The 16,378-nt window shown below is 37.3% G+C and carries 14 protein-coding genes; 2 read left to right on the forward strand and 12 right to left on the reverse strand.

Going from position 1 to position 16,378, the window contains the following annotated elements; translation table 11 throughout:
* The first annotated feature begins 206 nt into the window (after window positions 1–206).
* Both gyrA and R3O62_RS16010 read left to right on the forward strand, forming a co-directional pair.
* Window positions 207–2,744 (forward strand): DNA gyrase subunit A, encoded by a 2,538-nt coding sequence (gene gyrA / locus R3O62_RS16005; protein WP_005806271.1) that lies wholly within the window; start codon window positions 207–209, stop codon window positions 2,742–2,744.
* A gap of 32 nt (window positions 2,745–2,776) precedes the next feature.
* Window positions 2,777–3,991 carry a tetratricopeptide repeat protein gene (locus R3O62_RS16010; RefSeq protein WP_005777869.1) on the forward strand — a complete coding sequence of 405 codons (1,215 nt, stop codon included), beginning with the start codon at window positions 2,777–2,779 and terminating at the stop codon, window positions 3,989–3,991.
* A gap of 223 nt (window positions 3,992–4,214) precedes the next feature.
* On the opposite strand, the gene R3O62_RS16015 is transcribed toward R3O62_RS16010, so the two are convergent.
* The 12 genes from R3O62_RS16015 to R3O62_RS16070 form a co-directional block, all read right to left on the reverse strand.
* A complete protein-coding gene (locus R3O62_RS16015; RefSeq protein WP_022011368.1) occupies window positions 4,215–5,336 on the reverse strand; it encodes a universal stress protein in 1,122 nt (373 codons plus the stop codon).
* A gap of 80 nt (window positions 5,337–5,416) precedes the next feature.
* Complete coding sequence (locus R3O62_RS16020; RefSeq protein WP_005777873.1) at window positions 5,417–5,701, reverse strand: hypothetical protein; 285 nt, start codon at window positions 5,699–5,701, stop codon at window positions 5,417–5,419.
* Between the two features lie 210 nt (window positions 5,702–5,911).
* Window positions 5,912–6,748, reverse strand: a complete 837-nt coding sequence (locus R3O62_RS16025) for a tetratricopeptide repeat protein (protein ID WP_032539273.1) — start codon at window positions 6,746–6,748, stop codon at window positions 5,912–5,914.
* Between the two features lie 18 nt (window positions 6,749–6,766).
* Window positions 6,767–8,590, reverse strand: a complete 1,824-nt coding sequence (locus tag R3O62_RS16030) for a BatD family protein (RefSeq protein WP_032539373.1) — start codon at window positions 8,588–8,590, stop codon at window positions 6,767–6,769.
* A gap of 35 nt (window positions 8,591–8,625) precedes the next feature.
* A complete protein-coding gene (locus R3O62_RS16035; RefSeq protein ID WP_175413947.1) occupies window positions 8,626–9,336 on the reverse strand; it encodes a tetratricopeptide repeat protein in 711 nt (236 codons plus the stop codon).
* An 8-nt stretch (window positions 9,337–9,344) separates the two neighbouring features.
* On the reverse strand, window positions 9,345–10,370 hold the full coding sequence (locus R3O62_RS16040; protein ID WP_005777880.1) for a VWA domain-containing protein: 1,026 nt from the start codon (window positions 10,368–10,370) through the stop codon (window positions 9,345–9,347).
* Window positions 10,371–10,383: 13 nt separating this feature from the next.
* Window positions 10,384–11,367 carry a vWA domain-containing protein gene (locus tag R3O62_RS16045; RefSeq protein WP_032531023.1) on the reverse strand — a complete coding sequence of 328 codons (984 nt, stop codon included), beginning with the start codon at window positions 11,365–11,367 and terminating at the stop codon, window positions 10,384–10,386.
* 51 nt (window positions 11,368–11,418) lie between these two features.
* Entirely contained in the window at window positions 11,419–12,492 is a 1,074-nt protein-coding gene (locus R3O62_RS16050; protein WP_032539271.1) for a membrane exported protein, read from the reverse strand.
* Window positions 12,493–12,500: 8 nt separating this feature from the next.
* Window positions 12,501–13,370: a DUF58 domain-containing protein gene (locus R3O62_RS16055; protein WP_005806284.1), complete on the reverse strand. Its 870-nt coding sequence runs from the start codon at window positions 13,368–13,370 to the stop codon at window positions 12,501–12,503.
* A 56-nt stretch (window positions 13,371–13,426) separates the two neighbouring features.
* A complete protein-coding gene (locus R3O62_RS16060) occupies window positions 13,427–14,422 on the reverse strand; it encodes an AAA family ATPase (RefSeq protein ID WP_005777888.1) in 996 nt (331 codons plus the stop codon).
* A gap of 241 nt (window positions 14,423–14,663) precedes the next feature.
* Window positions 14,664–16,067, reverse strand: a complete 1,404-nt coding sequence (locus R3O62_RS16065; protein ID WP_032539270.1) for an HU family DNA-binding protein — start codon at window positions 16,065–16,067, stop codon at window positions 14,664–14,666.
* The gene (locus tag R3O62_RS16070) at window positions 16,060–16,350 is read right to left on the reverse strand and encodes an HU family DNA-binding protein (protein WP_005777892.1); all 291 of its coding nucleotides are present in this window, start codon (window positions 16,348–16,350) and stop codon (window positions 16,060–16,062) included. Before R3O62_RS16070 ends, R3O62_RS16065 begins: the two co-directional genes overlap by 8 nt.
* Window positions 16,351–16,378 lie beyond the last annotated feature (28 nt).

A 16,378-nucleotide genomic window follows, 5' to 3' on the forward strand; every position in this document is an offset into this window, starting at 1 on the left:
ATAGAGCAATAAAACACACAAAAACTACTAAAGAAAAGAAATTGATACAGCCAGTATACAAGCATCATCATATTATAAGAACTAACTTCGGACCCTTTTAAAAAGCCTAAAAACTTTCTTCGTTAAAACTTTCGTATATCAAGGAAAAGTAGTACTTTAGCGTGGTTTTTCATAAGCCACAAATGTATAATTAATAATCTTTTTAAATGCTTGAACAAGACAGAATTATAAAGATTAACATTGAGGAGGAAATGAAGTCATCGTACATTGACTACTCCATGTCGGTCATCGTTTCACGTGCCCTTCCTGATGTTAGAGATGGATTTAAGCCCGTTCACCGTAGAATTCTTTACGGAATGATGGAACTGGGAAATACGTCAGATAAACCTTATAAAAAATCAGCTAGAATCGTAGGTGAAGTACTTGGTAAATATCACCCGCATGGAGATTCTTCCGTATATTTTGCTATGGTACGTATGGCTCAAGAATGGGCAATGCGTTATCCGTTGGTAGACGGACAAGGAAACTTCGGTTCTGTAGACGGTGACAGTCCTGCTGCCATGCGTTATACTGAAGCACGCTTGAATAAATTAGGTGAAGAAATGATGCAGGACCTCTACAAAGAAACTGTAGACTTTGAGCCTAATTTTGACAACACACTGATGGAACCCAAAGTGATGCCAACACGCATTCCTAACTTACTGGTCAACGGGGCTTCGGGTATCGCTGTAGGTATGGCCACGAACATGCCACCTCATAATCTGTCTGAAGTCATCGATGCCTGTGAAGCTTATCTTGACAATAAAGATGTTACTGTAGAGGAATTGATGGAATACGTAAAGGCACCCGATTTTCCGACAGGAGGATATATATATGGTATAAGTGGTGTACGTGAAGCCTACCTTACAGGACGTGGGCGTGTTGTCATGCGTGCAAAAGCCGAAATAGAGTCTGGACAAACACATGACAAGATCGTTGTTACAGAGATTCCGTACAACGTTAATAAGGCAGAATTGATCAAAGCAATCGCTGACCTTGTTAATGAAAAGAGGATAGAAGGCATCTCCAATGCTAATGACGAGTCCGACCGTGAAGGTATGCGTATTGTTATCGATATCAAGCGTGATGCTAACGCAAGTGTAGTGCTGAACAAACTTTATAAAATGACAGCATTGCAGACTTCGTTTGGTGTAAACAACGTAGCATTAGTCAACGGACGTCCTAAGATGCTGAATTTACGTGACTTAATCGTATATTTTGTAGAGCATAGACACGATGTGGTCATTCGCCGTACCCAGTTTGATCTACGTAAAGCTAAAGAACGTGCACACATATTAGAGGGGTTAATTATTGCTTCGGATAATATTGATGAAGTAATCCGTATTATTCGTGCAGCAAAAACACCTAACGACGCAATCTCCGGGCTGATGGAACGTTTCAAACTGAGCGAAATTCAAGCACGTGCTATTGTTGAAATGCGTCTGCGCCAATTAACCGGCTTGATGCAGGATCAGCTTCATGCTGAATACGACGAGGTTATGAAGCAAATAGCTTATTTGGAAAGTATCTTGGCTGATGATGAAGTATGCCGTAAGGTGATTAAAGATGAACTATTGGAAGTAAGAGCTAAATACGGTGACGAACGACGTTCCGAAATCGTATATTCTTCAGAAGAATTTAATCCGGAAGACTTCTATGCAGACGACCAAATGATCATCACCATTTCGCATATGGGATATATCAAACGTACACCATTAACTGAGTTCCGTGCCCAGAACCGTGGCGGAGTAGGCTCCAAAGGCACTGAAACCCGTGACGAAGACTTTATTGAGCATATTTATCCGGCAACAATGCACAACACTATGATGTTCTTCACTCAAAAAGGTAAGTGCTATTGGTTGAAAGTATACGAAATTCCCGAAGGTACCAAAAACTCAAAAGGACGTGCAATACAGAATTTACTGAACATAGATTCAGACGATGCTGTTAATGCATACCTGCGTGTAAAGAGCTTGAATGATCAGAAATATATTAATAGTCATTACGTACTGTTCTGTACCAAGAATGGTGTTATAAAGAAAACATCATTAGAACAATATTCGCGTCCACGTCAGAATGGTGTAAATGCCATAACTATTCGTGAAGACGACCGTGTAATTGAAGTACGTATGACAAACGGAAACAATGAAATCATTATCGCTAATCGTAATGGACGTGCAATACGCTTCCATGAAGCAGCAGTACGCGTTATGGGACGTACAGCAACTGGAGTTCGAGGAATCACATTGGATGATGACGGACAGGACGAAGTGATAGGTATGATTTGCATCAAGGATCTTGAAACAGAATCTGTAATGGTTGTTTCAGAACAAGGATATGGTAAACGTTCCGATATTGAAGACTATCGCAAAACGAATCGCGGTGGTAAAGGTGTAAAAACAATGAATATCACCGAAAAAACAGGCAAATTGGTTACAATTAAGTCTGTAACAGATGACAATGACTTGATGATTATCAATAAGTCAGGTATCACGATTCGTCTGAAAGTAGCTGATGTTCGTATTATGGGACGTGCAACTCAAGGAGTTCGTCTGATAAATCTTGAGAAACGTAATGACCAGATTGGCTCGGTATGTAAAGTAACGTCAGAGAGTTTGGAAGATGAAATTCCTGCAGAAGAGGGAGAGGGAAATATTCCAAGTAATCCAGAAACTGACACGTTGGTAAATGAAACAGAAGAATAGACATAATATTAATAATTAATCAAACAACAATCATGAAAAGAGTATTATTTTCAATGGTCTTACTGATGGCTGTAAGTTTTGCTTTCGCTCAAGAAAAGAATGTGAAAGAAGCGAAAAGTATTGCCGGTGAAGTAAAACCAGACTTCGCAAAAGCTGAACAGCTGATTAATGAAGCACTAACCAATCCTGAAACAAAGGATAATGCAGCTACTTGGGATGTAGCTGGTTATATCCAAAAAAGAATCAATGAAAAGGAGATGGAAAATGCTTATCTGAGAAAACCCTATGATACATTGAAGGTATACAACAGTGTACTGAACATGTATAATTATTTTGTTAAATGTGACGAATTGGCACAGATTCCCAATGAAAAGGGTAAGATTAAAAACAAATATAGAAGTGCCAACTCAAAAACGATTCTGGCAGAACGCCCCAATTTAATTAATGGTGGTATTCAGTATTTTAACCTAAACCAAAACGAAGAAGCATTAAAATTCTTTGCTGCTTACGTAGATGCAGCTACACTGCCTATGTTAGAAAAAGAAAATCTACTGGAAAAAGACACTATCTTACCGCAAGTAGCATATTATGCAACTTTGGCTGCCGATAGAGTAGGCGATAAGGATGCTGTCATGAAATATGCTCAATATGCCTTGAAAGATAAAGAAAATGGCCAATTCGCAATGCAGTTGTTAACAGACGCTTATAAAGCTAAAGGCGATACTGCCAAATGGGTAGAGAAGTTGCAGGAAGGTATTGTTAAATTCCCAGAAAATCAATATTTCTTTGCTAATCTGGTTGATTATTATAGTAGCTCTAACCAGAATGACAAAGCAATGCAATTTGCTAATGACATGTTGGCTAAAGATCCTAACAACAAATTATATTTGTATGTAAAAGCGTATTTGTATCATAATATGAAAGATTATGAGAAAGCAATTGAATTCTATAAGAAGACTCTTGATGTAGACCCTACATATGCAGAAGCATGCTCAAACTTGGGATTAGTCTATCTGCTACAGGCACAAGACTATGCTGATAAAGCACCAACAGATATTAATGATCCGAATTATGCTACAGCACAAGCCAACATCAAAAAGTTCTACGAGGAAGCTAAACCGTATTACGAAAAAGCAAGAGAACTAAAACCTGATCAGAAAGATTTGTGGCTGCAAGGTCTTTATAGAGTTTATTATAACTTAAATATGGGACCGGAATTTGAAGCTATAGAGAAACTGATGAATTAATCTCACTGATGGATTAATCAGAGATATAAATTACAAAACTTGTCTTTAAAAAGAGGTATCACAAGCTAAAGTGATACCTCTTTATTTTTCCAGAAAAATATAAGAAATAGTGTATTTATCATTATCAAAAAGGCAACTTACTTAAGTATAGTAAGTTGCCTTTTTCTATTAAACATAATGTAGATTATTCCATTATTTTAAATCGTGCATTTTGAGAGCTTGATCATCCATTAATAACTAAGAGCGGTGTATCAGAATGAAATATCATCTTACGAGCTATGCCTGGATTAAATAAACGAGAAAATATATTCCGCTTATAAGAAGTTAATGTAATAATATCAATCTGATTTGTTTTAATGTAATTTTCTAAACTATTCAGAAAATCATTACTCATTACCACATCATAATGAATTTCAAGATCCGGGTATTGCTTCTGGAAATAGTCTTTAATGCCTGCCAGTTTTATCTCATTCCATGTATCTTTTACATCTGATAAGTGAATAAGAGAAACAGAAAAATGAAATGGATCAAGTCCATTGATAAATGAATCAAAAGCAATCAAATCACGCTGATCAAAGTTTGTCATAAAAGCTATCCGTTTCACTTCATTAAAACTATTAAATGGAGTATTCTCAGGGATAGCCAATACTGTAGTATGACTACGTTCTATCACTTCAGCGGTTACACTACCAATAAGATCAATATCTTTTTGATTTTTACCACGTGTACCCATTATAATGATTCTAGGACGATGTTCTTTATTATACCGTAATATTTCTTCCTCAGGAATGCCTTCTCGTAACACACAGGTATATTTCACATCAGGGAATTCGCCTGACGCTACCTTTTGTTTTATTTTCTCTGATAAAGCATTCAAATCATCATGAACTTTATGCAACACATTCTTTACGGTCTCTTCATCGCTAATCTGATAATTAAATACATCACCATATGGCAGTGATGAAGCATAAATTGGTGTAAAGTAAACATGTAATAATATTACCTCCGCATCATAAGATTTCGCGAAATTAAAGCCAAATTCACAAGCCTTCATCGAATAATTAGAGAAATCGACTGGAATAAGTACCTTTTTAGTACGGTGTTCTACTTTAGGCGCCTTCTCTCCCACTATACTTTCAGCAAGCCAAGCTGAACTTTCTGTGATTTTTAAAGCACGAGGCAAGTCGCTTTCTTTAATACGCAAACGCACACCAGATGACACAACCGGCTGTATTTGGTTAACATTGTGAATATACGTCTCTATACCCTCATTTTCAAGAACATTCTTCAATATCTGAGCTTTTGTATAAGTCAGAATAGCTAAAGTTACTAATTTGTCTTCCATAATTCGTTTGTTTTATTGAATTCAACAAATAAGAAATCCCAATTGTTTTTGCCAATTGGGATTCTGACTTTATCTTTTATTTAAGCCTGCATAGCTTCGGTAGCTTCTTCTTTTCTCATATTCAATTCATCCAATATCCTTAATGCCCGATCAAGCACAGTGGTATCATCAATCATAACCAATCCACCATCCGGACCAGGCTCAAGATGTATTCCGACACTTTTCCCCTCCTTAAAGTTATGACCACCAAAAAAATTTCTCACCGTGTCGACGTTTAAATTTAGTTCGTCGGCTATTCTATGCATGCTACCGCTAGGCAATGAATCTTTAATTTTACGAAGTTCATTAAATGTTATTGTTCTCATGTCTCATAAATTTAATGGTTAATACTACGTGACTATATTATCACGCTATAAACTTAAGAAAAAAAAAAGATAAAACAAAAAAAAGTGCCTCTTTTTTTTGCTAAAACAATCTAAATCAATAGTAACTTCTTATAATACAATAAAGTCCCTCTTCAATAGATCCAATACTATTAAAGAGGGACTTTGATAAAATATTTATAGATTCTATTCTCAAATAATTTCAATCGAACTAACCGGTACCCATCCTACCTTTCCATCTTCAAGACGAATTTCTTTCCAGTCTTTCATAGAGCTATCTTTAATATCAACTTTATGCCCTTCATGAAGAATAAACAAACTAGTACCATTCTCACTGGGTGTACTCCTAACCGTAACACTAGGATTCATTATGATTGCACTGTCCCGATTCAATAATTCTTTTTTTTGCTTAAAAGCAAAAACATTGGTCATTACAACAACTATTAGAAAGACTATACCTGTAATAAACCCCACTTTCTTCAATACCACTTGTTTTGAGAATATAAAGAAATAGAGAGATACGATTAGCAACAGGAAGCTCACAACACCGCATACAGCCCATGCATCTACGCTCATACTATTAATCAATGCTTTGGTCCACGTCACAAAGAACACCTCAGGCACAGTTTCCACCTTATCAACAGTCTTACTACGAGCTATCTCTAAATTAGCACGAATATCTCCGTTACCAGGTTGAAGTAATAATGCTCTTTCATAATTTAAAATAGCCTTTGCTATCTCATTGACTTTATAATAGCTATTTCCAAGATTATAGTATACATCAGCTGCTTCTCCTTTACGTAACAGTGATTCATAAATTTGAATTGCAGATGCAAAATCATTTCTTATATAAGCACTGTCGCCTTCAGATTTTGTAGCATCCTCTAATTTAGAACTGGAAAACTCCGTATTACGAATAATGACAGAATCTCCTTCCATCCTCTGAGTAGAATCTGTTACTAATGAATCCTGCCCGAAAGAAATCACTGCCACTAACAAGCCCAAAGTAAAAAACAATATTTTTTTCATGACTTTATCTTCTCTAATTTAGCGTTTTATTGAATTCTCCATCTTACTAACCACTTCCAACGATGATGAATAAACCTTATCCATGGCTTGGCTTTCATCTCCCGGTGCAAAACGTGCAAACTCACACTCATTCAGAGCAGCCAAGAAATCTTTTATCAACTCGTCACTGACTCCATGATTTCTAAGTTTATCTTCCACATTATCTTTTGACAAACGAGAAACCGGAATATTGAGTTTATCACTAATATACCCCCATAAAGCTTTAAGTACTTCATCATAAAATGCTTCTTTCTTATTCTCTGCAAGTAATTTTCCAGCCAACTTCATTCGTCTTGCAGCTACTTTATTAGCTTTCTTTGTACGCATCTTAGCTACATTTGCATTTTCTGCAGCTTGCTTACGGTAAACTATGAAGAATATAATAAATACAACAGCAGGAATAATGTAGAATAGCCAATAAAGTAAAGAACCGAATAAAAGACTATCTTTCGGCTGAAGTTTAACATCATTCAATTTTATATAGCGGATGTCTTCACCTAATATTTTCAGTTCCTCTTTATTAGTAAAGTTTGCAATAACCTGATCTGCATTTCCTGCCCCTTTTTCCACTTTGACTTCATAGTCTTCAGTACTCAGTGTTTTATAAGACTTTGACTTTATATCAAAATAACTGAAAGAAACTCCCGGAATCTTATAAACTCCAGCATGTCTCGGAATGGCAAGATATTCAATAACCTTACTCCCTGAAAGTCCTTCTTGAGTCAGACGAACTTTACTGTCCATCTTCGGTTCATATACATCAAAATCCTCCGGAAATTTTATTTCCGGGTTAGCTATTAATTTTAAATTACCAGTTCCTGAAATTACCAGCTTTACCGTTATAGCATCATTCGTCTTCACTTCTTTAGAATTAATAGAAGAAGTGACGCTAAACTCCCCTACTCCTCCAGAAAAGTTAGCGGGTTTACCAGCAGGCAACGGAGTTACATTAATTGTGATCTTGGGTGTCATGATTACCTTACTCACATTTACATAATTGCTACCACCATTAAAAAAAGCATCAAATGGATCATCAGATTGTACAGCTTTCGCGATAGTAGCATCAAAACGTGCAGGTTCAATCGTCAGCTTTCCGGATTGTTGAGGAAATAATACAAATTGACGATATACAGTCGTAAAATAATTCCTTCCCTTATAATGTTCCTGTGACCATTTAGCATTAGCCGGCATTTCTATTTCTTGAGAATGGAATCCTTTAAAATCAGGTAGTTTCACATTCTCAAATCGAAGTTGGGACTCACGAGTATAAATTTTAAAAGTTAAAAGGAAAGCCTCCTGTTCATATACATTAGTCTTATTGGCTGTAGCAGTAATAAGCAAATCCTGATTGGAAACGGAAGAGGATATCCCAGTTGGGCTACTTGATGACGAAGCGCTACTACTGCCAGTACTTCCTCCAGTCTTATCGGGAGGAAGAACCTTTATTTTTACCGAATTAGAAACCATCTGATTTCCATCTGCCGTAATCGTAGCACCCGGAATAGAATATTCTCCTTCAGCCGTGGCCATCAGAATATAAGTAAAAGTAATACTATTATTGGTAACCCCATTAATCGATTGCATACGTTGCGAACGATTAGGTCCCATTAATACATCAAATCCTTTTATAGAAGGCACACGAAAATCCCTTACCTTTATCGTATTTACTGTATACGATAACCTAAACTGGTCACCCACTACTACAGCATCAGGTGCAGATGCAGTAAATACTACCTTCCCATCAGCCCACGCCTGTGTAGTCACCGCTACCAGTGTAATCAATAAGAAAATCAATTTTCTCATTTCCTCTGAAGTTTTTATCATCAATTATTTTATTATTACCAATCCTTCTCTAAACGTCTTCCCTGAAGAGTCTGTTGCTTCTTCACTTTATCTTGAACACCTTTTTCATCTTGCATTACAGAATTAAGCAACTGCTCTGCATTTTCCTTAGACATTTCATTGTCGTTCTTCTCAGACTTAGGAGGTTGCTGCTGCTGTTTATCCTTATTTTGATCATTTTGCTTATTCTGATCTTTATTATCTTGTTGCTTTTGCTGATCATCTTTATTCTGATCCTGATTTTGGTCTTGGTTCTGTTGATTTTGCTGTTGATCTTTCAACAACTTTTGAGCCAATGCCAAGTTATAACGGGTTTCATCATCTTTCGGATTATTTCTCAAAGACATCTTATATGCTTCAACCGCTTTCTGATAATCTTTACCAGACTGGAATAATACTCCCATATTATGATAAATCTGTCCCAACTTGGCCTTATCTTTTTCTATTTGAGTTGCAGCTACATATTGCTCCATCGCATCTTTAAACTTTTGCTGTTGCGACAACGTATTACCCAAATTATACATAGAAACAGTTGATTTGGGATTCACCTCTAATGCTTTTCGGTAATTAACCTCAGCATCCACAAAAACACTGTCCTTAAAAAGACGATTGCCTTTACGGATATAATCACGCTCAGCCTTTTGTGCAAATGTACCCAGAGAGAGGGATAGCAACAGAGCGAATAATATATATTTACTTCTTGACATACACATTATTACTTATTAGAAAACAACCGAATGTTTTTAAACAATGGATTTTTACGATCTAAAATCAACATCTCTACCAATAATAAAAGCAATATCATCCAAGCAATTACTTGGAATTGTTCATTATATTCTGTATACACTTTAGACTCAACATCTGATTTAGCCATCTTATTAATTTCTTGATTAATAGCCTTTTGCGCAGAATTTGAGTTATCTACACGAACATAAATCCCATTCCCTACCTTTGCAATTTCCTGACACATAGCCTCATTCAAACGGGTCACAATTACATTGCCTTCACGATCACGGCGAAAATCGTTACTACCTTCAATTGGAATAGGAGCACCATCGGGCAAACCAACTCCCAAAACGTTCACTTGAATACCTTTTTTGGCAGCTTCTTTAGCAGCTTCAACAGCCCCGCCTTCATGGTTCTCACCATCGGTAATCACTACAATAGCACGTCCTACTCCTTCTTGTGGAGTAAAGCTGCGAGCTGCCAGACTGATCGCTGCACCAATAGCTGTACCTTGTTTAGATATTAACGAAGGATTAATAGATTCCAGAAACATCTTAGCGGAAATATAATCACTCGTTATGGGCAACTGAGTAAAAGCATCTCCCGCAAATACAATCATGCCCACTTTGTCATTCTCCATACCATCTACTAATTTAGATATAAGCCTCTTAGCTTTTTCCAAACGACTTGGCTGAACATCTTGTGCAAGCATAGAGTTAGAAATGTCCAATGCAATCATAACCTCTACTCCTTTACGCTTTACAGTTTCAAGTTTAGAGCCGAATTGTGGACGGGCTAACAATACCGCAAACAGACCTATGGCGGTAAATACCAACCAAAACTTTACATCCGGACGATATTTAGATACATCAGGCATCAGTTGTGCCATCAATACCGGATCCCCGAATTTACGAATAGCTTTCCTCCTTCTATAGTTAGAAAAAAGATAGAAGGCTACCAACAATGGTAGCAACAACAACAAATATAAATATGCAGGTTCTTCAAATCGAAACATCTTTCTATCTATTTTATGGTATCTTCTTCAATATTGAGTTACGTAACAGTAGTTCAAGCAGTACACATAAGAAAGCAGCCAGCGCAAACCAACGATATTCTTCCTGACGCTTACTATACTCTTTCACGTTCAATTTCGTTTTCTCCAATTTATCAATCTCTTCATAAACCTCTTTCAGTTTCGAATTGCTGGTAGCACGAAAATAGTTTCCATCCGTAATACCTGCTATTTGAGTAAGGGTTTTTTCATCAATTTCAACCGGCGTATTAATATACTGTACTGTTCCCCCAACCGGTACCGGATAAGGAGCCATACCATTTGTTCCCACACCAATAGTATAAACACGTATACCAAAACTTTTTGCTATTTCAGCAGCTGTCAATGGAGAAATATCCCCTTTATTATTTGTACCATCTGTCAGCAAAATAATCACTTTTGATTTTGCTTTACTATCTTTCAGCCTAGTTACTGCATTAGCAATTCCCATTCCCACTGCTGTCCCATCCTCAATAATATCGCACTTAATACCTTGAAATAGATTCAGTAATACAGCATGATCTACCGTTAAAGGACACTGAGTAAAACTTTCACCGGCAAAAAGCGTAATACCTATATTATCATTCGGACGGCCATTAATAAATTCCGCAGCTACATCTTTAGCAGCCTCCAATCTATTAGGCTTCAAGTCCTCTGCCAACATACTGGTAGATACATCGATAGCTAACATAATATCAATACCTTCGATTTCGCTGTTTTGCCAGCTATTGGTTGTTTGAGGGCGTGCCAAAACCAAGATGATCAATATTAGAGCAATGATGCGCAAACCAAAAGGTACATGCAGCAAATAGTTCCTATAACTTTTCGGTGCATGTGCATATACACGTGCATCAGAAATCTGAAGAGTCGGCTCCGTCTTCTTCCGCTTCATTATATACCACACAATATATGGTATAAGTAACAGCAGCAAAAACAAATATTCAATATTGGCAAAAACCATTCTATTTACAATTTACTATTTCTTATTTTATATGATAAAAGTCAAAACCTATTACGCAAACAAGTTATAGAGTTGTAACCCTATATATACAAAGGTTCCAATAAGAGCAGCCGACAAAAATACAATACCACATATCAGTAATATCTTTGTACGCAAAGACCTTTTCTCTATAATGGTGATTTCAGTAGGCTGTGGCTTCAGGTTCTCTTCTTCCGGTTGTTTGGTTTCATTAATAAAATCAATTGCATTAATTAAATTCGTATCATTTTCGTTCATTTGCGGATCATGCTTAGCGAATTTAACCAAATCGGCTGTCTGGAATAAATATTTTAAATCTGATATAGCTTCTTTATCATTAAATTCAAGCAATTTATCTATAATTTCAGATGAAGTCATTTCCAATGCATTAAAACCAAATCGATTCTTAATATATGTGCGAAGAGCATCTGTCAATTCCGTATAATATTCCTTTGGTTGTCCCTTTTGCCATATCTTCTCTGTCTTAATACGCTCTATCTCTTTCATTGCCAGTTGATGTGGAGGCAACTTAGGCTCAACCTTTATTTTACGAATAATAGGCTTATTATCACGGATGCGAACAATCAAATAAATGAGCAATCCTAACAGTGGTAATGCCAAAAAAGAGCAACCAATCAAGCCATACCAATCTTCCCATGCAAAAGGAGCCTTCATAACGGTCTTCTGACCAAAAAACTGATCAGGATGCAAAGTATCCACAGGCATTGAGTACACTTTCAATGCCAATGCTTTCGATTTATACTCTTTATTATCGATCTTCACACCCATAGGAGGAATATAATATAAAGCTGAATCAAAAGAAGTTACCGTATACTCCTGGGTAATTAACATTCTCTGGCGATCATTTAAATACTGTGTATCAGGTTTAGCAGTTTCCACAATTTCCACCCCACGTACCAGCGTATCTGTAAATACCGGAAAAACAGCTTTCTGCTTCACATCCATCGCTACTTGTAACTGCACTTTTGCCTGTTCTCCTATTAGAATTTGCAAAGAGTCTATTTTAGCATCGACAGTCACAGACTGTGCAGCAATTCTGCCAGAAACCAGAAATAACAATACTATCAGAAATATATTTTTATTCATCTTTCCTGTTAATTTCGTTTAGCAAATAAATTCAGTAACGCTTTCACGTAATCCTGATCAGTACGTACCGAAACAGAATCAACATTACTTTTTGTAAACGTTTCGTCTAACTCAGTTTGTTTATTTACCCACCATTCATGATGCGCCTTACGCACTCCGGCCGAAGATGTGTCTATCCACTGTTCATGTCCGGTTTCCGCATCTTTAATCCGCATCAAACCTACTGCCGGTAACTCAGCTACTCTCCTGTCATATACTTGAATAGCGACAACATCATGTTTCCTATTGGCTATGGTCATTGCATTCTTAAAGCTTTCCTGATCTATAAAATCGGATAAAATGAAAGCTGTACAACGTCTTTTCATGACATTCGTCAGATATTCCAGAGCAAGGCGAATATTTGTACGACGACTTTCGGGCTTAAAATCAATCAGTTCACGAATAATGTACAGAATGTGTTTACGCCCTTTCTTGGGAGGAATAAATTTTTCTATTCTGTCTGAAAAGAAAATAACTCCGATCTTATCGTTATTCTGAATAGCAGAAAATGCGAGAGTAGCTGCAATTTCTGTTACCATATCCTTCTTCAGCTGTTTTACGGTGCCAAATTCCAAACTACCGGAAACATCCACCATCAACATCACCGTCAGTTCGCGCTCTTCCTCAAACACCTTCACAAAAGGTTTGTTAAAACGCGCTGTCACATTCCAGTCAATGTCACGTATATCATCACCAAACTGATATTCACGCACCTCAGAAAAAGCCATACCTCTACCTTTGAAGGCCGAATGGTACTGTCCTGCAAAAATATTGTTCGACAATCCACGCGTCTTTATTTCAATCCGACGAACTTTTTTTAGAATTTCACTTGTTTCCATCTATTTAATTGAGAATTGAAAGTTGGTAATTGAGGATTATTCATTCTCAATTAAAATTAAGGCACTTCTATCTTATTCAATATTTTACTTACAATTTCATCAGAAGTTACATTGCTGGCTTCCGCTTCATATGTCAATCCGATACGATGCCGGAGGACATCATGTGCAACAGCACGTACATCTTCCGGAATCACATAGCCACGACGTTTAATAAATGCATAAGTACGTGCAGCCAAAGCCAGGTTAATGGAAGCACGAGGTGAACCACCGAATCCAATCATATCTTTCAGCTCTTTCAAATCATATTTTTCGGGATAACGTGTAGCAAATACGATGTCTACAATATAACGTTCAATCTTTTCATCCAAATAAACCTGGCGTACTACTTTACGGGCTTCAATTATTTCTTCTGCCTTCAAAATAGGTTTCACATTGAATTTCTCTCCATTAATGTTTTGGCGAATAATTAATTTCTCCTCTTCCTGCTTCGGATAATCAATAATCACCTTAAGCATAAAACGGTCTACCTGAGCTTCCGGAAGCGGATATGTACCTTCCTGCTCAATCGGGTTCTGTGTAGCTAACACAAGGAATGGCTCAGGCAACAAGAATGTCTCTTTACCAATGGTCACCTGACGTTCCTGCATGGCTTCAAGCAGGGCACTCTGTACTTTGGCAGGCGCACGGTTTATTTCATCGGCCAATACAAAATTAGCAAAAATCGGACCTTTTTTCACTTGAAAGGTTTCATCTTTCTGACTGTAAACCATAGTACCTACAACATCGGCAGGCAACAAATCAGGCGTAAACTGTATGCGGCTGTATTTTGCATCGATCAACGAAGCCAATGTCTTGATTGCCAAAGTTTTTGCCAATCCTGGTACACCCTCAAGCAATACATGCCCGTCAGAAAGTAGCCCGATTAACAGTGACTCTACCAAATGTTTCTGACCCACAATGATCTGGTCCATGCCTGTTGTAAGATTGGTAACGAAAGCACTCTGTCTTTCAATCCGCTCGTTCAATTCGCGGATGTCAATTGATTCAGCCATAAATACTAATTATTTTATTGTTTAATTTCTTACTTATAATGTAAATGAAACCTATGTTGTAAGGCTTTTTAATTTCGATTCCAAAAGTACACTATATCTTTAACCATTCCAACTAATTTTTATTAAAAAACAATGCGAAGTCTTTAGATTAAGGTACTTTCATACGCTTTTGTATTTGTATAACATAAACACGGCACCCGGATGTATACAAGTTTATACACCCGGGTGCCATACAAAGCCGTTACTTTTTAACAAGTTCCGGTATTTTAAGTACAGTACCATATGGCACACTATTCGGATTCTTAATCACTCCCTGATTATGCTTAACAATATAAGGCCACAAATCTTTTGTACCATAGAAGCGTAAAGAGACCTTGGTTAAAGTCTCCCCCTCTTTCATCGTATAGGTAGTCTTAGTACCGGTAATTATGTAATTTACAGAATCCGGCTTAACAGGTATTGACACCACCTTCTTAGTAACCTTTTCCTGAGCAACCGATTTACTCTCCGATACTTTATCCGTTTTCACCGATACAGGTTTAGGATTCACTACCTGTTGTTTATCCTGCATTTTTGCCACCACTTCGGCTATAGTATCTGTTTTCATAACAGTATCTAACGGGACTTCCTTTATAGGCTCTTTTTTCTCCACCGCTTCAATTACGGTTGATTGCATTTCTTTTTTAGAAAACAAATCCGGATAATAAACAAAAACCAGAGCCGCACCACAAAGCAGCATAACAACCGCTATGATAGTTACCAAATAAGGGACAGGAGACTTCTCTTTTTTGAATTTAATTTCTTTTTGGGGGTACCTCTCCTTTCCCATAGGAACAATCGGAACTTCTGTTTTCTGAATCTCCCGAGCAATTATTTCTTCTGCAGTCAGTTTAGGAGCCTCGCCTTCTTCTATTTCTTTTTCCGCCTGCTCTTGTTCTTCCTCGAATCCTTCGTCAGTCTTATCTGGTTTAATGTCTTCCGATACTTCATCAACAGATAATCCTTCTATTTCTATGATAGTCTTTGTGCCCGTATCCTTGCAGGTTTCCTTTTCAACTTCTTCAGGCACATCAACCATTCGACTTCCAATTTCTATATTTTCCGTTTTTTTCGTATCCTCCTCAATATCCCCTGTAGTAGTCTCAGCATTCTCTGCGTTTTGCTCCAGCATACCCTCCGATTCTGCTGTTTCTATCTGCTTTGCTGCCTCTATAGGCTCTGTTTCAATTGAGACATCCTCCATAAACTGTGTTCCTTCTACTTCAGGCACATCCACCGGATCTCCCTCCAATTCCTCTATCGGCGTATCTTCCAATACAGTATTCTCATTCAGTACAACCGTCTCAAAATGAGAAAAAGGCCTATTAATAATATCCCGCAAAGAAGGATCAGGAGTAAAAGAAATCTTTGTATGTCCTTCTATCTTAATTCGTTCGCCTGTATTGATATTTACACTTTCACGGCTATTAACCCCTATCAGTTTAAATGTTCCCAGCCCCTTGATTTTCACGTACTGATCATTCTCCAGAGCCTGTTCTATCAACAGAAAAAACTCCCGAACAAAAACATCGGCATCTTTTTGAGGGACCCCATGCCTGCTAACCAGTAAATCAACAAGATTCTGTATAGTCAACCTTTCATTCATACGGAAATGCTTCTTTAAACTTATCCTTTAAGATTGGACTTGGCTTGAATGCCAACACCAGTTTGGGTGGAACCAACAAGCGTAGTCTGGTGACAGGATTGATGACAATACGCTCAGCCTTCTTTTTTACTTCAAAAGCACCAAATCCCTGTATTCCTATAGCATTACCTTCCTGCAGCTCCTGAATGATGTCAGACAGCAGAGTAGTTATCAAGTCAGAAGTATCTTTTGTATTATATCCTAACCTGCGCGAAAGTTCTGAAGTAAATTCTTTGTTATTCAAAATACTACAATTTTAAAAGTATGTTGCT

Origin of the sequence: Bacteroides hominis, from assembly GCF_033042785.2 — a bacterium.
GTDB lineage: Bacteria > Bacteroidota > Bacteroidia > Bacteroidales > Bacteroidaceae > Bacteroides > Bacteroides hominis.